General features: G+C 68.6%; 19 protein-coding genes. 5 read left to right on the forward strand and 14 right to left on the reverse strand.

Going from position 1 to position 18865, the window contains the following annotated elements; translation table 11 throughout:
• Positions 1-4 precede the first annotated feature (4 nt).
• The 5 genes from HGB39_RS14655 to mftA are packed head-to-tail and all read right to left on the reverse strand — an operon-like array spanning position 5 to position 4849.
• Entirely contained in the window at positions 5-1969 is a 1965-nt protein-coding gene (locus HGB39_RS14655) for a mycofactocin system FadH/OYE family oxidoreductase 1 (RefSeq protein WP_064080480.1), read from the reverse strand.
• Between the two features lie 16 nt (positions 1970-1985).
• Entirely contained in the window at positions 1986-3167 is a 1182-nt protein-coding gene (mftD, locus tag HGB39_RS14660; RefSeq protein ID WP_005239478.1) for a pre-mycofactocin synthase MftD, read from the reverse strand.
• Between the two features lie 29 nt (positions 3168-3196).
• Complete coding sequence (mftC, locus tag HGB39_RS14665; protein WP_005573047.1) at positions 3197-4414, reverse strand: mycofactocin radical SAM maturase; 1218 nt, start codon at positions 4412-4414, stop codon at positions 3197-3199.
• A gap of 34 nt (positions 4415-4448) precedes the next feature.
• A complete protein-coding gene (gene mftB / locus HGB39_RS14670; protein WP_080578158.1) occupies positions 4449-4751 on the reverse strand; it encodes a mycofactocin biosynthesis chaperone MftB in 303 nt (100 codons plus the stop codon).
• Positions 4752-4753: 2 nt separating this feature from the next.
• On the reverse strand, positions 4754-4849 hold the full coding sequence (mftA, locus tag HGB39_RS14675) for a mycofactocin precursor MftA (RefSeq protein ID WP_005573048.1): 96 nt from the start codon (positions 4847-4849) through the stop codon (positions 4754-4756).
• Between the two features lie 133 nt (positions 4850-4982).
• On the opposite strand from mftA, the gene mftR reads away from it, so the two are divergent.
• Positions 4983-5606 (forward strand): mycofactocin system transcriptional regulator MftR, encoded by a 624-nt coding sequence (gene mftR / locus HGB39_RS14680; protein WP_005253797.1) that lies wholly within the window; start codon positions 4983-4985, stop codon positions 5604-5606.
• 38 nt (positions 5607-5644) lie between these two features.
• Positions 5645-6469 (forward strand): mycofactocin oligosaccharide methyltransferase MftM, encoded by an 825-nt coding sequence (gene mftM / locus HGB39_RS14685; protein ID WP_005573049.1) that lies wholly within the window; start codon positions 5645-5647, stop codon positions 6467-6469.
• 5 nt (positions 6470-6474) lie between these two features.
• On the opposite strand, the gene HGB39_RS14690 is transcribed toward mftM, so the two are convergent.
• Positions 6475-7764, reverse strand: coding sequence for an HNH endonuclease (locus tag HGB39_RS14690; protein ID WP_005573050.1), 1290 nt, complete (start codon positions 7762-7764; stop codon positions 6475-6477).
• A 283-nt stretch (positions 7765-8047) separates the two neighbouring features.
• Between HGB39_RS14690 and HGB39_RS14695 the strand changes: the two genes are divergently transcribed.
• A complete protein-coding gene (locus tag HGB39_RS14695; protein WP_064080996.1) occupies positions 8048-8503 on the forward strand; it encodes a hypothetical protein in 456 nt (151 codons plus the stop codon).
• Positions 8504-8522: 19 nt separating this feature from the next.
• On the opposite strand, the gene HGB39_RS14700 is transcribed toward HGB39_RS14695, so the two are convergent.
• Positions 8523-8993, reverse strand: coding sequence for a DinB family protein (locus HGB39_RS14700; protein WP_240960578.1), 471 nt, complete (start codon positions 8991-8993; stop codon positions 8523-8525).
• Positions 8994-9184: 191 nt separating this feature from the next.
• Here HGB39_RS14700 and HGB39_RS14705 point away from each other — a divergent pair, with 191 nt between their 5' ends.
• A complete protein-coding gene (locus tag HGB39_RS14705; protein WP_005561192.1) occupies positions 9185-9490 on the forward strand; it encodes a putative quinol monooxygenase in 306 nt (101 codons plus the stop codon).
• A gap of 42 nt (positions 9491-9532) precedes the next feature.
• Positions 9533-10105: a putative immunity protein gene (locus HGB39_RS14710; RefSeq protein WP_005561193.1), complete on the forward strand. Its 573-nt coding sequence runs from the start codon at positions 9533-9535 to the stop codon at positions 10103-10105.
• Here HGB39_RS14710 and HGB39_RS14715 read toward each other — a convergent pair.
• From HGB39_RS14715 to HGB39_RS14745, 7 genes are all read right to left on the reverse strand, one after another.
• On the reverse strand, positions 10092-11756 hold the full coding sequence (locus HGB39_RS14715) for an ABC transporter permease (RefSeq protein WP_005561195.1): 1665 nt from the start codon (positions 11754-11756) through the stop codon (positions 10092-10094). The two genes, HGB39_RS14710 and HGB39_RS14715, sit on opposite strands and share 14 nt — an antisense overlap.
• Positions 11753-12688 carry an ABC transporter ATP-binding protein gene (locus tag HGB39_RS14720; RefSeq protein ID WP_054245409.1) on the reverse strand — a complete coding sequence of 312 codons (936 nt, stop codon included), beginning with the start codon at positions 12686-12688 and terminating at the stop codon, positions 11753-11755. Before HGB39_RS14720 ends, HGB39_RS14715 begins: the two co-directional genes overlap by 4 nt.
• Before the next feature lie 70 nt (positions 12689-12758).
• Complete coding sequence (locus HGB39_RS14725; protein WP_005253789.1) at positions 12759-13445, reverse strand: MadR family response regulator transcription factor; 687 nt, start codon at positions 13443-13445, stop codon at positions 12759-12761.
• Positions 13442-14782, reverse strand: coding sequence for a MadS family sensor histidine kinase (locus tag HGB39_RS14730; protein WP_005569462.1), 1341 nt, complete (start codon positions 14780-14782; stop codon positions 13442-13444). Before HGB39_RS14730 ends, HGB39_RS14725 begins: the two co-directional genes overlap by 4 nt.
• Before the next feature lie 4 nt (positions 14783-14786).
• Positions 14787-15974: an iron-containing alcohol dehydrogenase gene (locus HGB39_RS14735; RefSeq protein ID WP_052024022.1), complete on the reverse strand. Its 1188-nt coding sequence runs from the start codon at positions 15972-15974 to the stop codon at positions 14787-14789.
• Positions 15975-16113: 139 nt separating this feature from the next.
• Positions 16114-17649 carry a MadC family VWA domain-containing protein gene (madC, locus tag HGB39_RS14740; RefSeq protein WP_043791200.1) on the reverse strand — a complete coding sequence of 512 codons (1536 nt, stop codon included), beginning with the start codon at positions 17647-17649 and terminating at the stop codon, positions 16114-16116.
• A 2-nt stretch (positions 17650-17651) separates the two neighbouring features.
• Positions 17652-18758 (reverse strand): MadB family AAA-type ATPase, encoded by a 1107-nt coding sequence (locus HGB39_RS14745; RefSeq protein ID WP_120659364.1) that lies wholly within the window; start codon positions 18756-18758, stop codon positions 17652-17654.
• Positions 18759-18865 lie beyond the last annotated feature (107 nt).

Genomic DNA, 18865 nt, shown 5'->3' on the forward strand with positions numbered 1-18865 from the left:
TGTCCTATCTCTCGTTGACGAGGGTGAACGGATGGTGGTCGAACTCGTTCTGTCCGTGTGCGGTCCAGGTCAGCGCCTCGGCGCGACCCTCACGGACCGCCTCGAGCAGTGTGCGGGGTGCCACGCAGTCGCCGACCCGCACCGCATCCGTGTGCGACGAGCCGAGGGTGTCCTCGGGAAGGCGATGCGAGCAGTCGATGAGCACGGCGCACGGCACCACCGACTCTTCGGCGGTGTACCGGTTTCGTAGGCGCACACCTTCGTCGCCGATCGACACGATGCGGCTGTCGAGGTGGCGCGTCACCCCGGCTCGTTGCAGACGGGTGTTGGCGTCGGCCAGGTCCCCGGTCATGCCGAGTCGTGAGCCGGCAACGGAATCCTGGGTCACGATGCTCACCTCCCGGCCCCGCGCCGCGAGCCATTCGGCGACTGCCACGCCGACCGGTCCGCCGACCGGGTCGAAGACGACGTGCGGCCCTTCCGTCGACGCGTCGGCGTCCAGCAGGTCCGCGACGCCGACACACCGGACGCTCCCCTCGACCGGGAACGGCAACGCGCGAGGCCTGCTGCCGGTCGCGAGGATCATCCTCGTGCCCTCACCTTCCGCGGCGTCGAGTTCGGCGTCCGAGACAGCGGTACCGAGACGGAATTCGACTCCGAGCCTGCGGCATTCGTCCTCGAGCCAGTCGGCCAACGCCGTGAGGTGCGGCGCACCCGCGGCGGCCCGGAGAATCCCGCCGAGCCGGGCCGACGCGTCCGCCACGGTCACGCTGTGACCGTTGAGGGCCAGCACTCGCGCCGCTTCGAGACCGGCCGGACCGCCGCCGACCACCAGCACCGCGCCCGTGGCCCCACCAGTGCTGTCCTCGGCAGGATCGACGGTCTCGTGTCCGGCCGTCGGATTACCGACACAGGTGACGACCGGATTGCGGGGGTCGAGCACCTGGCACGTCTGATTGCACAGGACGCACGGCCGCGGCACCGCACCGCGACGGATCTTGACGACGAGGTCGGGGTCGGCGATCTGGGCGCGCGTCATCTCGACGACGTCGGCGACACCCTCGTCGAGCGCCCGCCGGGCATCGGCCGGATCGACGACGCTGCCCTGCAGAACGACCGGGACCATGCCTGCGACGGCAACGCGGATGTCCCGGCAGAGTTCGGTGTTGAACGCGGGTTGCCGATGAAAGTCGGGGCGGTAGGCGTTCGGCGTCATCGGCCCGCCCCGGACCACCACGAGCAGGTCGAGAGCCCCGGCGAGTTCCCGTGCGTGCCCGACGGCGATCGACGGCGTGATCCCCGCCCAGGACGTCGCCTCGTCGCAGCTCAGGCGCAGGGACAGGACCCGGCCGGGACCCAACTCGTCGCGGACGGCTGCGAGGACCTCGCGGGTGAGGCGCAGCGGGTCGGCGCCGTATCCGTCTTCGCGCATGTTGGTGAGGTTCGAATGGAACTGTCGCAGCAGCCCTCTCGGTCCGGCGTCGAGCTCGACACCGTCCACGTTCGCGGACACGGCCGCGGATGCCGCGGCACGGAAGCCCTCGACGAGCCCGTCGATCTCCGCCTGCCCCATCTGCATCGGCATCTCACGGGAGATCACGTCGGCAATCCCCGACGGTCCCCACAGCACCGCCTGCGAATACGCACTCGACCCCTGCAGTCCGGTGTGCCCCAGCCCCGCCAGCACCAGCGTGCCGTGCGGACGGCACGCCGCGACCACGTCCCGCCAGCCGCCGACGCAGTCGGACGCCAGCGGCGCGCGCTCGTACGGCCAGTCGGAGGCATGAACCGACGCCACCTCGGTGACGACGATCCCCGCGCCACCACGCGCCCGACGTTCGTAGTACGCGACGTGCCGCGGTGAAAGCGTTCTTCCCGCACCGAGATTGGTGGTATGCGGACCCAGAAGCACCCTGGACCGGGCGTGGCGTCCGGCCAGGGTGATCGGGTCTGTCAATTGCGCAGACATCTACGCCGTTCGTCGGTCAGGATTCGGCGCCGAGCACACGGGCGAATCCGGGCGGGATCACGACGTCGGACGGCGTGAGGTCGTGGATGGACGAATGACCCAGCCCGAGCAGTGCCGAGTCGATACCGCCACGGAGGACGTCGAGGACGTTCTCGACGCCGGCCTGACCGTTCGCCGAGAGGCCCCACAGGTACGCGCGGCCGATCATCACCGCCCGCGCACCGAGCGCGACGGCCTTCACGACGTCGCTGCCACGGCGGATACCGCCGTCGAGAAGCACCTCGACCTGGTCGCCGACGGCCTCCGCGATGGCGGGCAGCGCTCGAATCGGCGCCGGAGTGCCGTCGAGGTTGTTGCCGCCGTGATTCGACACGGAGATGGCGGTCACCCCGGCATCGACGGCGCGCTTCGCGTCGTCGACCCGCATGACACCCTTGAGCATGAACGGCCCGCCCCACTGCTCGCGCAGCCACGCGATGTCGTCCCACGTCGGCAACGGCGTCTGCATCCACTCGCCGTAGGCACCGAAGAACGTGGGCGGTTCCTGACCGGGCTGCGCCAGGTTCGGGGTGGTCAGATCCGGGATCTTGCGGGTCTTCGCGAACTCGTACAACCACTTCGGACGGCTGATGCCCTCGGGGGCGAACTGGAGCATCGCCTTGAGGTCCATCTTCTCGGGGATGGCCGGGCTGCCCCAGTCGCGTCCGTACGAGAACGACCAGTCGGTGGTGATGATCAGTCCGGTCGCCCCGGCGGCACGGGCGCGTTCCATCCGCTGGATCAACACGTCCCGGGTACCGACCCAGTACATCTGGAAGAACGTCTGAGGATTGGCCGCCGTGACCTCCTCGATCGACTTGCTCGCGAACGAACTCAGACCGATCGCCGTTCCGCGTGCCGCCGCCGCGCGGGCGACCGCGACCTCACCGTCGGGATGCACCGCCTGCACACCGGTCGGGGAGATCACGACGGGCAGCGAAATCGGCTGTCCCATCACGGTCGTGGACAGCTCACGCTTGTCGGACAGACCGACCACGTGGGGGGCGAACCCCAGCTCGGCGAACGCCGCGATGTTGTCGTCGACCGTCACGCCCCGCTCGGAACCGGCGATCAGCGCCGCGTACACCGACTTCGGCAGGCGCTTCTTCGCGCGACGCTGAGCCTCCGCCACCGTCTCGAAGAACGGATTCTTACCCATGGCAATACCTCTCGTACCTGGCAGACGACTTACGTCTGGTCCATGCCCGCAAGCGGGTTCTCGTCACAAATCTTGGCCGGCGGACGCACCATCAGCGTCAGCGGAACCGGCGCCCGCGGAGTCCGGCGCTGGCCGGTGCGGGAGTGGTCGACACTGGATTTCGGGATCTCCCCCGCGGCAGCCAACGCCAGTTCGCCGTTGCCGATCACACATTCGGGGTCCGGGCCGTCCATCGGCAGCCCGGTGAAGAACTTCGCGGCCATGCATCCGCCGCGGCAGGAGTCGTAGTGGTTGCACTTGCTGCACGCGCCGCCGGTCTGCGGGGACCGCAGCTCCTGGAACAGCTCCGACGTCTGCCACACCTTCTGGAAACCGCCGTCCGCCACGATGTTTCCCGCAAGGAACTGCTCGTGGATCGCGAACGGGCAGGCGTAGACATCGCCGATCGGGTCGATCAGGCACACCACCCGTCCGGCGCCGCACAGGTTCAGACCGGGCAACGCATCGCCGTAGGCGGACAGATGGAAGAAAGAGTCTCCGGTGAGCACGCCCTCGCCATTGGCGACCAGCCAGTTGTACAGCTCACGCTGCTGCGCCTGCGTGGGATGCAGTTCGTCCCACACGTCCGCGCCACGCCCCGACGGTCGCAGCCGGGTGATACGCAGGGTGGCGCCGTACTTGTCGGCCAGGGCCTTGAAGTCGTCGAGCTGGGACACGTTGTGCCGGGTGACCACCACGGAGATCTTGGCGTCCTTGAAACCAGCCTCGGACAGATTCTCGAGTGCCCGCACCGCCATCGCGAACGAACCCGGACCACGGACGGCGTCGTTGACCTCGGCCGTCGCACCGTCGAGGGAGATCTGCACGTCGACGTAGTCGCTGGCCGCGAGCCGGGCGGCGACCTTCTTGTCGATCTTCACCCCGTTCGTGGAGAACTTCACCCCCACCTGGTGGGCGGTCGCGTAATCGACCAGCTCCCAGAAGTCCGAGCGAACCGTCGGCTCACCGCCGCCGATGTTCACGTAGAAGACCTGCATACGCTGCAGTTCGTCGATGATCGACTTGCACTGCTCGGTGCTCAACTCCCGCGGGTCACGCCGGCCGGAGGAGGACAGACAGTGCACACACGACAGGTTGCACGCGTAGGTCAACTCCCAGGTGAGGCAGATCGGGGCGTCGAGACCGAGTTCGAACTGGTCGACGAGGCGGCCGACCGGGGCGGAAGGCCTTTCGAGCATGGAGGTCATGGGCTGTGTCCTCTGGTCGGGTGGAGAGAGCTGGTCAGGCGGGGACGATCATGTGCGACTCGGCCAACGTGCCGAGCGCGCGCGCATACTGCGCGGCAGTGTCGTCCCCGATACCCTGCGCCCGCAGTGCGGACCGGGCGTCGGCGTGTGAGGGAAGCGCTTCGACCACCGCGACGATCGTGCGGTTCTTCAGGAACGACAACTTGCGCGTCCCGAAGTGGTAGAGCAGCGCCCCGAAAGGTTCGGGACGCAGCGCCACCTGCGGATGAAGCTTCCAGCCCACATCGAGATCGATACCGGCGTTGCCGGCCACTGAAGCAGAAGCTGGAGCGGACATGATCAGTACACGCCGCACATGCCGTCGATCGAGACCTCTTCCACCAGGGATTCCTCGACCAAGTCGTTTTCCAGCACGTTGTTGTCGCGATCCGACATGATTTCCTCCTACTGTTCGGTGATACGGCGCGAGCCGGAGGGATGTTCCCCGTCATAGGAGACCGTCCCTGTGACTCGCCTCACCACTGTAATGGCATCGAGTGCAGAATGACAGATCAGGAGGGGACGAAGATTGAGAAGTCGTCGAAAACCATCCAGTCGGATAGGGCGACGCCCGTCCACGACGCAGGATCGGATCAGTACCGTCGGGATCGAACTGTTCACGGAACAGGGGTTCGACGCCACCAGCGTCGACGAAGTCGCCGAAGCGTCCGGCATCGCCCGGCGCACCCTCTTCCGCTACTTCCCGTCCAAGAACGCGATCCCGTGGGGTGACTTCGACGCTCACCTCGCCGAAATGCGTGCCCAACTCGCAGCGCAACCCGACGACATCCCTATCGTCGACGGACTCACCGCAGCACTCCTGCAGTTCAACGCGTTCCCCGCGAGCGAGGAAATCAACCACCGCAAGCGCATGGGGCTGATCCTGCGAGTCCCGGCCTTGCAGGCGTATTCGGTGGTCATGTACGAAGGGTGGCGCAACGTCATCGCCGAGTACGTCGCGAGCCGGCTCGGAACCTCACCTACCGACCATGTTCCGCGGACAGTCGGTTATCTTCTACTCGGCGTTGCGATGTCGGCGTACGAGCAGTGGCTCGACGACGATTCGCTCGAACTGAACGAACTACTCGCCAGCGGAATGCAATCGCTCTACGATGGGCTGAGTTCCCTCGGCGAGCCCGACTCCCGAACCTGACCCACTCCCGCCATCACCTCTCGGCAAGGTTGCCTCGAATGACTTCCACTCTCGACACACCCGCGTTCGACTCTCTCGCACCGTGCGAATCCGGGCTGTGGTCACATGGTCACGTCACGGTGGAGCGGGTCGCAGCCGGGCCGCTCGCACTCACCCGTGACGGCGAGCAGCTGCGGGTGACGCACGCCCTGACACCCGAAGATCTGAGCGAACGACTCGTCGCCTCGGTTACCACGTCCATCGAGGACGCCGACTTCGGTCAGGACGAATTCGAATCGACCATGGTCGGACTGGTCCGCTCCACCGTCGACGGTGCGCTCGAAGCGTGGACCGTCTACTACCGCAACTCCCTGAACGAACTGCTCGACGGCACCGCCGACTTCGCACCGATCCACGAGAAGGCAGAACAACTGGTCCATGACTCCGTCCTCGACCTCGGGTCGTGCTTCGGATTCCTTCCCCTCCGACTCGCCCGCGCCGGCCGGTCCGTCACGGCGACCGACATCCTGCCCGGCACCATGACCCTCCTCGACGCCGTGGCACCGGGACTCGGACTCGATCTGCGCACCCTCGTGTGCGACGCCGCGCACGTGCCGGTTCCCGACGACAGCGCCGACACCGTCACCGCAATCCACCTCCTCGAACATGTCGACGAAAACATCGGGGCCGCAGTGATATCCGAGGCCCTCCGCGTTGCCCGCGACAGGGTTGTCGTCGCCGTCCCCTACGAGGACGAGGCAACGGCCTGCCACGGACACATTCGCACCTTCGACACTCCGTCGCTCACGAAGCTCGGTGAATCGACGGGACGCCCCTTCGAGGTGTTCGAACACCACGGCGGATGGCTCGTCATCGACTGCTGACCACCTCACGACGCCCACAGATGCGCCGAGGTCGGGAGCGGCGGCGCGGTTGATCGGTAGTGGTGCCCGGTCGGGGTGCCGACGTCGATGAGATGGGTGCGGCCAGGGTTGTGTACGGGGCGGGCGGACCACCCGTAGCCTTCCTTCGCATGGTTGCACGCCTCGCACAGCCCGGACCCGTTGTGCACACTTGTCTCACCAGACCTCCGCCGTGAGCGGATGTGGTCATGATGCCGGATCGGCGCATCGCACCACGGGGTTCGACACGTCCGATCCCGCAGGTCGATCAGCTTTCGCAGGCTTTTCGGGAACGTGCGGGCTTGCGATTCCATCGCGGTCAGCGCCCCCGACTGCGGGCACGAATACACCCGCCGCAACGACGTCTCGGTATCTCCATCGACGGCGTCCGCCACCAACTGCCGGGCGATGCCTGCCGGCACCGGCCCGAACCCCTGGAGCTGTGCCGCCTCGTGCCCGCCGGCCAGCAAGGCCTCGTCCGAGAGCACCAGGTTCACCGCCACCGGAACACCACCAGCAGCGGCCCGCCCGGTGCCGCGGTCGAACAACAGGTCCACCATCAGCTGATTGCGGGTCCGGCCACCACTGTTGCCGGTGGCGATGACACTGTCCGCATCCCGCCCCAGCGTCGCCTGCAGACACACCGCCTGCTCCATCGGCATCAACACGCTCAGATAGGCCATCGAATCCGGCGCCGGCCGTGTCGTCACCCGACGCTCGGACACCGCCTTGCGGTGCCGGGCCACGACCGCCGCGGCGTCGAGTTCCACCGCCAACGTTTTCGCGCGTGCGATCAGCCCGCGGTCCCCGACGCCGTCGAGAATGGCCGGGTCCGAGCACAACCGGCGGTCCACGATCGCCCGATCGACCGCCGACAGGCACGCCGTCTCCCGCACCAGCAACGTCGCACGCCATTCGTTCAACCGACCCGACCGCAACAGGGCCAGGGTGTGCGGCATCTCGTGCACCAGAGCCTGCGCGAAACCCAGATGTCGCCCGCCTCGGTTCGGGGACTCTCTGCGCGCCAAAGCAATCTGCGAGGCGATACCCCGGTCCCACTCCACCCGTGGCAACCCCCGAGCCCTGCGGTCCGCCCGAATACTCGTCGCGACACCATCGGTGATCACCGCCTGCACCGCGCACCCGACCGACTTCAACGCCTCGATCGCATCGAGCCACTCGATCCCCAACCCCGCGTCCCCACCCACCTCGACGCATCGCAGCCGCGCCGTGAACGCACGCAACTCGTCCAGATCCGCTGCAACCAATTCCCCCACAACCAACCTCCCCCAAGGCCGTTCGAAACTTTGTTCGATTCTAGCAACCGAACGCGACCCGAGCAATAGACGCTTTCCGACAGGTCCGTCGAACCGCTCCGGACTTCGTCACCCGCCCCTACGCCTCCTCCGGTGGGTCCGCCAACCTCGATCCCTTTCGCCCGGGTCGGCGCTCACAGTCGGCGCCACGAAGGTTCAGCTAACGAAATCCGATGCCGCACCGACAGAAGCAACAAACGGACCCGATCGTCAGGCGGGGCCGCCGGACCCGAAGGAGTATCCGATGACCCACAGGATCCGCAGGTTCCTCGCCGGAGCGGCCGCATCATCCGCCCTCGCCGCCGCGGTGGTCGCGGTGGCCGCCGCACCCGCCCAGGCCGAACCCTCGGCCGACTGTCACACCGGCACCACGCCCACATCGGGCACCTCGCACTGCACGGCGTACGACGTGCCCGCCGGCAGGACCACGGTCCACGTCGGGACCGTCGAGTGCTTCGGCCTGACGCCACGAGCGATTCCGGGACCCGGAGGTGTCTCGCACATTCCGTGGATTCAGGGCTATCGCCGCGATGGCCTGTGGGTGCCGACGAGGACACCGTCGACCGGATCGTGCGTCGGCGGGATCGGTGCCCCGTGGCGGGAGGCCGGCGTCTCGACGGGCGCCTTCACTACCTGCGGGCTGCAAGAGGGGATCGTCACCTACGTCAGCGTCGGCTGCAATCCGATCCGCCCCCAGTAGTGCACACGACCATCAGCGATCACGGAATGTGGTCGGTGAGGATCTGCTCGCGCAGGATGTCGGCGTGACCGGCGTGCTGGGCGAGTTCACGCAGTACCTGCAGGTACAGCGCCCACACGGTGCGCTCGCCTCGGCCGTCGACTGTGTCGTCGAGCGCCAGACCGGCCATGGTCCGCCGGGATGCGGCACAGCGTTCGGCGTGGGCGTCGAGCACGGATGCGATGGTGTCGGCCCGGGTGAGGGTGAACGACTGGTCGGGGGTCCTCGCGATGCCGATCTCCCGGTACGAGCGACCGGTCACCGCCTGGTCGAACCACACGCCCTCGACGTAGGTGACGTGTTTGACCAATCCGAGCAGCGTCGTCTTCGAGCGCACCAGACGCAGGCGCGCCTGCTCGTCGTCCAGACCGTCGAGACTGCCGCGCAGAGCGGCACGGTGCTCGTCGAGTAGTTCATCCATCCGCCCGCGGAGATCGTCAGTCCACCCCATGCCCGGCATGCTAGTCGCCCCCCAACGCGGCCGACATGTCACATCTGCTGTGCTGGGGCGACAACGACCGCGATGAGTTTCGCGCGCGCATGCAGTCTGTACTGGATGAGAGGTGCTGTGGCGAAGACAGTCCCGGCTCGAAGTACACCCGACCGGCTCGACAGGAAGACGCCTGGAAGAGGAGCGAACCCATGGTCATCGTCGCAGGACACATCACCGTCGCACCCCAGCAGCGCGAGTCCTATCTCGCAGGCTGCGTGAGCGTCGTCGAACAGGCACGCAGCGCAGCAGGCTGCCTCGACTTCGCGATCACCGCCAACCTGGTCGACCCCGGTCGCATCAACGTCTTCGAGCGCTGGGAGTCGCACGCGGCGGTCGAAACCTTCCGCGGCAGCGGTCCGAGCGACGAGCAAGGCGCGGAAATGCTCTCGGCGGCGGTTGCCGAGTACGACGTCGTCGCCGAGGTGCGGCCCCTGTTCGGGGACGGCACAGCGTGAAAGCGCGGAACGGCACGGGCCCCGATGGTCGAAAATGGAACCATGGCAGGGAAAGCGAGCGAGATCGTTCTGAGCAAGCATGAACTTCGTGAGGTCGTCGCGTTCGCCGCGGCATGTGCGGAGGTGGTGCTCGCGGTATTCGAGGCCGATCAGCCGCACGACTCGCGGCCCCGCGCCGCGATCACTGCTGCGTGGGAGTTCGCGCGGGGTGGCGAGCGTGGGAAATCTCTGCGCGACACAGCGTGGGCGGCGCTCGAGGCAGCCAAGGGCACGGACACTGCGGCTGCGCGCGACGCAGCGTGGGCTGCGATGTCTGCGGCAGGCGCCGCCTATTTGCATCCGTTGCCCAAGGCCACCCAGGTCAAACACATTCTCGGGGCGGGCGCTCACGCGGCCAGAGCGGCCGAGCTCGTCGCCGGTGACGACCGGACCGTCGGTGCCGGACACGTCGAACAAGCGGTGCATCGTGCGACACCGGTCGTTGTCGACGTGCTCGAACGCTTTCCGGCGGCACCGGGTGGCGGTGGACGGGTCGGCGAGTTGATCCGCATGCTGGACACCGACCTGCGGCGCCGACCGTCGACCCAGCCTCCCTGTGCCGCTACGAATTCGTGAGGTCGCGCCGGCGGAACAGCACGACTCCGACCGCACCCACGACGACGGCGATCACCGCCAGCCAGACCAGCGGAGTGGCCGTCACCTCAGCGGCGGGAACAGGAGGGACGTGTGTGAACGGCGACAGATCGCGGACCGCCTGAGGCAGCCCGAGCAGTGATCCGAGGAATCCGAAGATCAGGCAGCCCGCGAGCGCACCCCAGGAGAGCCCGGCCGCCCAGGCGGGAACGCCGCCGAACGCCAACACCGCCAATGCCGCGACCACCCCGATCGCCGGTACGAAGACGAGGGCGGCCCCCGTGAGGTTCACGACCTTTCCCGGCACGTCGTCGGTCACGAGACCGTACGCGAGACCGGTCGCCGCCCCGGTCAGCGCCTGCAGGACGACGATGCCGACGGTGACCAGGCCGATGTGCGCCAGCATCCACCGCGGACGCGAGACCGCTGTCGCGAGAACGGGTTCGAGTCGCCCCGCCGATTCCTCACCGCGCATCCGCAGTAAAGCCTGTACGGCGTAGCCCGCGACCGCGATCGCCATCATGCCGAAGATGGCGGCGAAGTAGGCGTCGACCATGTTCGTCGTGCCGCCACCGAGCTGTTCCATCATGTCGGCCACCTGCTCGCCCTCGCCGAGGAAGTCGTCGATCTGGTCTGCGATCGCGCCGTACACCACGGCGAGGACGACGATTCCGAATGCCCACCAGAACAGGATCGTCCGTTGCATCCGCCACGCCGATCCGACCGCCGTCGGCAGCGAACGGGATGCGCGGGCGGGGCCCGGGCGGGTCGGCACGAGCCCGGAGCCGATGTCCCGGTGCTCCGTGAGGGCGAAGCCGACCGAGCCGACCGCGAGTGCGAACACGGCGGGCAACGCCAGCACCCACCAGGCGTTGTCGTCGTACGGACGGACCTGCTCGGCCCAGCCGATCGGCGACACCCACGTCGGCCAGCCACTCACCACCCGAGTGCCGTTGTCCGTCACGGTCCCCGTCATGTCCCCCACCGCGCGCAACAGGAATGCCACGCCCAGGGCGGCCCCGGCGAGTCCGTTCGCGGTGCGGGCACTGTCCGTCACCTGCGCCGTCACCGCGGCGATCGCCGCGAACGCGATACCGGCACCGGCGACGGCCGCGCCGAGCGCCACCGACCCGTCCAGTGGCAGACCCGCCGCCACCAGCACCACGACGTTGAGCAGTCCGAGAGCGAGGTTCGCTCCGACCGCGACCACCAGGGCCGCGGTGAGCAGTGCCTTCCGGCCCACCACGGCGGCCTCGACGAGTTCGGCGCGGCCGGTCTCCTCGTTCTGGCGGGTGTGCCGCACGACCAGCAAGGTGGTCATCAGGCCGGCGGCCAGCGACAGGGGCATGACGATCTGACAGGCGAGCACGGCGCCGGCGCTGTACCCCGACACGAGACCGTTGGTGGCCAGCGCGACCGGCGACGCCGCGGTGGCCATCGCGAAACTGCGCAGGTCGGGCTCCGTGGGATACAGGCCGAGCACGCTCGACGCCGAGAATGCCTGCAGCGCTGCGAGAGCGAGCAGCCACACCGGCAATTGGATTCGGTCGCGGCGCAGGGCGAGCCGCACGAGCCGGGCGGTCCCCGCATACTGGCCGCGGCCCGCCGTCGCCGGCGCCGTCACCGTGCTCATGGCGTCCGCGTCCCGGACTCGGCCCGCCGGTGGTTCTCGCCCTCCCGGGCCAGTTCGTCCCCGTAGTGCCGGAGGAACAACTCTTCCAGTGTCGGGGGCGTCGACGTCAACGACGTGATCCCGAACGTCAGCAGATGGCGCAGCACCCCGTCGATCGCGCTGGTGTCCACCTCGCACCGGGTGTGCAGGCCGTCGACTCGCACGTCGTAGACCCCCTCGACGGCGTCGAGTCCGGTCACCGGCCGCTGTGTGTCGGCGGTGATCGACGTGCGCGTGAGGTGACGCAGTTCCGCGAGGGTGCCGGTCTCCACCGTCCGGCCCTCGCGGATGATGCTCACCCGATCGCACAGCGCCTCGACCTCCGCGAGGATGTGACTCGACAGCAGGACCGTCTTCCCCGCGTCGGACATCTCCTCGACGCAGTCCTGGAACACCGACTCCATCAACGGATCCAGCCCGGATGTGGGTTCGTCGAGCACGTACAGTTCGACGTCCGACGCGAACGCGGCAACCAGTGCGACCTTCTGCCGGTTGCCCTTCGAGTACGTGCGCGCCTTCTTCGTCGGATCGAGTTCGAACCGCTCGAGGAGTTCCGCGCGCCGCGGCTCGTCCAGCCCGCCGCGCAACCCCGCGAGGAGGTCGATCGCCTCACCGCCGGTGAGATTGGGCCACAGGTTCACCTCACCGGGAACGTAGGCGAGCCGCCGGTGCAGCGACACCGAGTCGCGCCACGGGTCACCACCCAGGAGGCGGGCTTTACCCGAATCCGCGCGCAGCAGGCCGAGCAGTACCCGGATGGTTGTCGACTTGCCGGACCCGTTGGGGCCGAGGAATCCGTGCACCTCCCCCGTCCCCACCTCGAGGTCGAGGCCGTCGAGTGCGCGGGTCGGCCCGAACGTCTTGACGAGATTCTCCACCGAGATCGCAGCCATGATGGGGACGCTACGCCGGTTCGCGGGTGGCCACGACGGGTTCCGCGGCCCCGGCCGCGACGGGGCCGGATCAGATCAGACCGAGTTTGCCCGCCTCGTACACGGCCTCCGCACGGCGGCCGACGTCGAGTTTGCGCATGATGTTGCTGACGTGAAACTTCACCGTCGTAGCCGAAATGAACAGCCGCTCACCGATTTTCGCATTCGACAGACCCTTGGCCAGGAGTTGCAGGACCTCGAGTTCACGCTCGGTGAGCCCGTCCCGCGGCGTCGTCTGCCCGTTGAGCGAGCGGATCACGGCCGACGCGCTGCGTGAATCGAACGCGCTCTCACCGCGGGACACGGCGCGGATGGCGCGCACCAGTTCGGTGGTGTCGACGTCCTTGACCACGTATCCGCGGGCGCCGGCGTGGATGGCGCGCACGACGAGTTGCTCGTCGAGAAACGTCGTGAGCACGAGCAGACCCATCTTGCCGTCCGCGGCGGACAGCTGGGCGCACAGTGCCAGCCCCTCGTAATCGGAGGCCGCCGACAGCTTCAGGTCCATCAGCACGACGTCCGGCGCGACGTCTCCGACGACGGCCAGCGCCTCCTGCATGGAGGACGCCTCCCCGACGACCTCGAGATCCGGCTCCCGTTCGAGGACCGAACGCAGACCCTGGCGGAGAATCGCGTGGTCGTCGACGAGCACGAGCTTCACCACCGAGGTGGGGCGGGCGGACCCGGCCTGGTCACGCACCGAGGTTCGTATGGTCATCGGTCCACCTCACTGTCGGAATGTAACGGGATCCGGGCAGCCACCCGGACTCCGCCGATCCTGGCCCGCGCCACTTCGAGAGTGCCGCCCAATTCGGCTGCCCGGGCCTGCATGTTCGCCAACCCGCGGTGGTGGCCGTCGAGGTCGTTGTTCGCCGCCATCCGCAGCATCAGGCGCATCCGCTTGGGGTCTCCGTCTCCGTCGTCGGCGACGGAGAGCAGCACCGAATCTTCCGAATACGTGAGCCGCAGGACGGCGCGCGTCGCGTTGGCGTGGACCGCCGCGTTGAACAGCGCCTCGCCGGCGATCCTCAGCAGCGCGTGTTCCCGGTCGCTGGACAGCTCGGCGGGGGTGCCGCCGACGCGGACGGTGACCGCGAGTTCGTCGGGCATGTGCACCACCCCGAGCTGCTCGAGCATCTCGGGCAGGGACGTCCGGTCGGAGCCGCCGGAGTGATTGAGCGCGTAGATGGCCGAGCGCAACTGCTCCACGGCGCGGCGCGTCAATTCCTTTGCAAGATCGAGCCTCTCGCTGCGTTCGTCGTCCGGGACACCGCTCCGGCACACCTCGATCTGCATCCCCGCCGACAGCACCGCCTGCGTCACGCTGTCGTGGAGTTCGCGCGCGATCCGGTGTCGTTCCTCGTCGAGGACCTGGTGCCGGTGCGCCGCTCCGAGTTGACGCTGGGTGGATTCGAGTTCGGCGTTGCGCACCGCGAGATCGGAGGCGGTACGACGCGCCTCCGAGTATGCGTGCTCGGCCCGCTCGAGCAGCAGCTGGCCCCGCTGGTAGAGCGCCGAATTCTGCAGAGCCACGGCGGTCTGGCTCGCGAGGATGCTGAGGACCGCGCCGTCGGTCGTGTCGAGCGTGCGGTGCTCGGCCGTCCAGGCCGCGAAGGCTCCCACGACGCCACCCTCGAGGACGATCGGCACGAAGGCATGGTGCGCGTCGATGACGGGAGCGCCCCCGGTGCGCGCGGACCTGATGTCGGCCAGACACGTCACGACCTCGTCCGGCAGCGGCGGGCCCTCGACATTGTCGACGAGGAACGGCGTCGCGTCCGGGCCCAGGACGAGCCGGCGTGGGCCGGCGTCGGGCAGCATGCCGTCGGCGAGGGCAAACGCGACCCATCGCGCGTCCAGGTGCGCCCGCGCCGCCTCGGCGACCGCGCAGATGAGGGTCTCGGGGCCTTCCACCGTGCGGACGAGGGCACGCGAGATGAGCTCCAGTGCGTGGACGACACGTTCGAGACGTTCTGCGGCGCCACGATATTGGGGGTAGAACGTCGGCTTGCCGGACCGCAGTCCGGTGAGCGTCGACAGGTCCGGGACGTTCATGCGCTCACAGCGCAGTCCGGAACAGCGCCACCATCTGCTCCTGGGTGGCCGTGCGCGGGTTGGTGGACATGCAGGCGTCGCGGAGCGCGAACTCGGCCAGGCGTGACAGGTCGGCTTCGCGAACCCCCAACTGGCCCAGACCTTTCGGAACTCCGACCTCGCGGGCGAGGCGTTCCACCCGGTCCGCGACCGCCAGAGCAGCCTCCGCGGGTGTTCCGCGACGCTCCTCGAGACCGAGAGCAGCGGCGATGGCGACGAACGGGGTGGCGTCGTCGGTGGCGTTGAAACGGATCACGTGCGGGAGAAGGATGCCGTTGATGACTCCGTGCGGCAGGTCGAGCAGTCCCCCGACCTGATGGCTCATCGCGTGGGCGGCACCGAGGATCGCATTGGTGAACGCGAGGCCGGCTTCGAGGCTCGCCTGCGCCATGACGGCGCGCGACTCCATCTCCATCGGCTCCTCGATGGTGCGGACGAGGGTGTCGGTGACCAGCCCGACCGCGCGGAGCGCATGGTGGTCGGTGAGCGGGTTGTGGGCCAGCGACACGAACGCCTCGATACCGTGAGTGAGGGCGTCCAGGCCGGTCGCCGCATTGAGCCACTCCGGCATGGTGGTCAGCAGCCGGGGGTCGATCACGGTCACGTCCGGTACGAGCGCGCGGCCGATGATGGTGATCTTGGTGCCCCGCTTCGTGTCCGTGACGATGCAGAACTGCGACACGTCGGCGCCTGTGCCCGACGTGGACGGCACCATCACCAGCGGCGGGATCGGACTGGTGGCCTGGTCGACTCCCTCGTAGTCGAGGATGTTGCCCCCGTTCGCGGCGAGCACCGCGATGCCCTTCGTCGCGTCGATGACGGAGCCGCCGCCCAGGGCGACGAGGACGTCGCATTCACCCTCGCGATACGCGTCGTGCCCGGCCGCGATCTCGTGGTCCTTGGGGTTGGGCGTCAACGCGCTCCACACGACCGGGGTGAGGCCCTGCTCGCGCAGCTGATCCTGAAGCTCGGTCGCCCAGCCGGCGTCGATCAGACCCGGATCGGTGACGAGCATCGGCCTCGATCCGCCGAGGCGGAGTACCGCGTGCGCGGCCTCGACCATCGATCCGATACCGAACACGATCTCGGGCGCATGGAATTTGACCAGCCTGCCCGGGGCGGTGGTGCGGGTGGACGGATAGGATACGGACAAGTCGACACTCCTCCCGACACCTGCGTGCATGTGATCCAGATTACAAGACTCTGACCTAGACCCTACGGTCCGGGACGAGCTCCCACACCCACCGAAGGACAGGTACGTACCTACCCGATCGGGTAGGTAGACGGGATCTTCACCGCAACGCGTGCCCCAGCTCGGCCGCGCGGGACATCAGCTGGGCGGCATCCCGCGCGACGACGACACGGTCGCAGATCTCGGCGTACTCCGGCATCGCGCACGATGCCTGGTTCCAGTACCGCTCGGGTTCCGGGGTGATCCAGGCCAGCCGGTGCACTTTGCGACGCAGTTCGGCGAATTCGTCGACACCCGGTGGGAGGCCGTTGCACCGCCCGTCGCCGACGACGACCACCGAGGTGCGGGAGTTCACGTCGGTGCCGAACGCGGTCAGCACGTCGGAGAACACCCGGCCGTAGTCGCTGCTCGCCTCCAGATCGATGCGCGGGTCGGCGAGCACCGACGCGAGCGCGTCGTCGTCGGCCCCGGCGAGGAGAGTGTCCGTGACGTCGACGGGCCGGTCCACGAACGCCAGGACCTGGCAGCGGCTCGCCCGGCGATGCATGGCCTGTGCCAGCCGGAGGGTGAAGGCGGTGACGGGTCGCACCGACAGCGACACGTCCGCGAGAATCAGCACCCGCACCCGGTCCGGGCGGGGCGCCTTCACCATGAGGTGGAAGGGTATGCCCTCGGTCCGCAGGCTCGCGCGCACGGTCCGGCGCATGTCGAGCCGGCCCCGCGCCAGTTCGCGCGGGCGGGGGCGTGACGGTCCGCGCATCCGCCGAAGCACCTCGTAGCACGCCTGATTCACTTCGGCACGGGACGTGGCCGACACCGCGCCGCCCGTGGTCCCCGGTGCTTCTGCGGGTCCGGCGGTCAGGTCGCGGGCGTCCGCCAGCGCGCCGACGAAGGCCTCCACCGCCTCCGCCAGCCGGTTCAGCTGGGCCGCGGTGAGTGGTTCGGCCCCATCGGAATCGGCGTAGACCGTGCTCGGGTCGTAGGCGTCGAGCCACGCGAGAATCGACTCCGGATCGTCCCAGGACAACGATCCGACGACGGCACCGCTCGTCGACGACGCCAGGTCACCGACGGCGGTGCTCGCCGCCCGCTCGACCTCCACCGTGTAGGTGACACCGCGTCGTCCGGACTCGGCTTCCGAATCGACGGACAGATCCGCGTCGCTCGACGTCATGCTGACGTCGTCGTCGTCCTTGTGGGGGTTGAAACCCTTCTGCGCTTCGGGGGTGTCGAAGTGGTCGCCCACCTCGGCGGCGCGCTCGTTGTACTCCGCGTACCGGGCGGTCTCCGCGTTGTCCGCCACCTCCAGCGCGGAGGGCAGGCCCTCCGCGAACTCGGTCCGGTACGGGGGACGCGCGTCGGGTGCGGCGTCGGCGACCGATGCGAAGAACACGTCGAAGGCGCGGTCGAAACCCGCCTGCTCGTACGTGTACTTCGCGCACACCGCTCGCAGCGACGCCCTCAGTGTGGGCAGGTCGCGGCCGCCGACCAGGCCGAACACCCGGCGAGCCTCGATGACCTCAGCAGGAGACGCGGCGACGCCGTAGCGGCGCAACACCTTTCCGAAGGACGCCGCGAGCACGTCGAGAAGTTGCGCGGGCAGGGACGGAGAGGGGTCGGGCTGCGGGCGGAGCATCGTCAGCGCCTGCCCTGCCGACCCGCGCCGACGCCGCCCCGGTCGCGGCCACCGTGCCCGCGGAAGACGGCCGTGGTGGTGTTGGCCGGCCGCGATGCGACCGTCACCCGCTCCACCGGCCCGGCCGGAGCGGTTTCGCCGTCGTCCGCCGGGACAGGCTGTTCGCCGGAGAGCCGGGTGCGGACCAGTTCGACGTCGCTGGTGTATTTCAGCAGGGCGGTGAGCAGGATGTCGCGGACCTCGGCCTGCGAACTCACGGCCACTCCCGTCGACTTCAGGACCACCGCCGCCCGGGCCGCATCGATGACCTCCGCGATGGACGGACTCTTGCGGAGCGGCAACTGCCGCAGCGTGCGAGCCAGATCCACCACGTCCGCCGCGACGGCCTCCTCGACCTCGGGGGCCTTGGCCGTCACGATGTCCCGCTCGCGCTGTGGTGTCGGGTAGCCGAGGTGGTAGTGCAGGCAACGACGCTTGAGTGCGGGCGACAGTTCACGAGTGTCGTTGGACGTCAGGATCACCCACGGCGCCGACCGCGCGGTGAACGTCCCCACTTCGGGGATGGTGACCTGTCCCTCCGCGAGAACTTCGAGGAGCAGCGCCTCCATCGACTCCTCGGTGCGGTCCACCTCGTCGACGAGCAGCACCACCGGTTCCGGTGACAGGATCGCCTCGAGCAGCGGGCGGACCGACAGGAACTTCTCCGAATACAATCCGAAATCCTGCGCGGCCAGGAACTGCGACGCCTCGGCGACATCGTCGAACGCGGCCATCTTCTCACCGATGCGGTCGCGCAACATCTGCACGTGCAGAAGCTGTTTCGCGTAGTCCCACTCGTACAGGGCCCGGTTGTCGTCGAGACCTTCGTAGCACTGCAGCCGAACGAGCTTCCGCCCCGACGCCTCGGCCAGCGACTTCGCCAGCTCCGTCTTGCCGACGCCGGCAGGCCCCTCCAGCAGCAGCGGGCGCTCGAGCGCGGTCGCCAGGTGGACGACCACCGCGAACTCGTCGTCGGCGATGTAGTCGACCTCGCGCAACGCCTCCTTCAGTTCCGCGCCGTCGGCGAAGCGGATGTCCTCCGGTTCCGGGGCTGTGTGCGGTGCAGTCATGATCGGGGCGTCCGTCCTTCGTCAGCGGTGTGGTGGTGGGAACGCGTCCGGGGCGGGGCCGGGCTGGGGTGAGGCGCCCGCCCCGGACGCGAGTCTTCTGCGGTCGG

The sequence above is a fragment of the Rhodococcus opacus genome (assembly GCF_012396235.1).
Taxonomy (GTDB): domain Bacteria; phylum Actinomycetota; class Actinomycetes; order Mycobacteriales; family Mycobacteriaceae; genus Rhodococcus_F; species Rhodococcus_F opacus.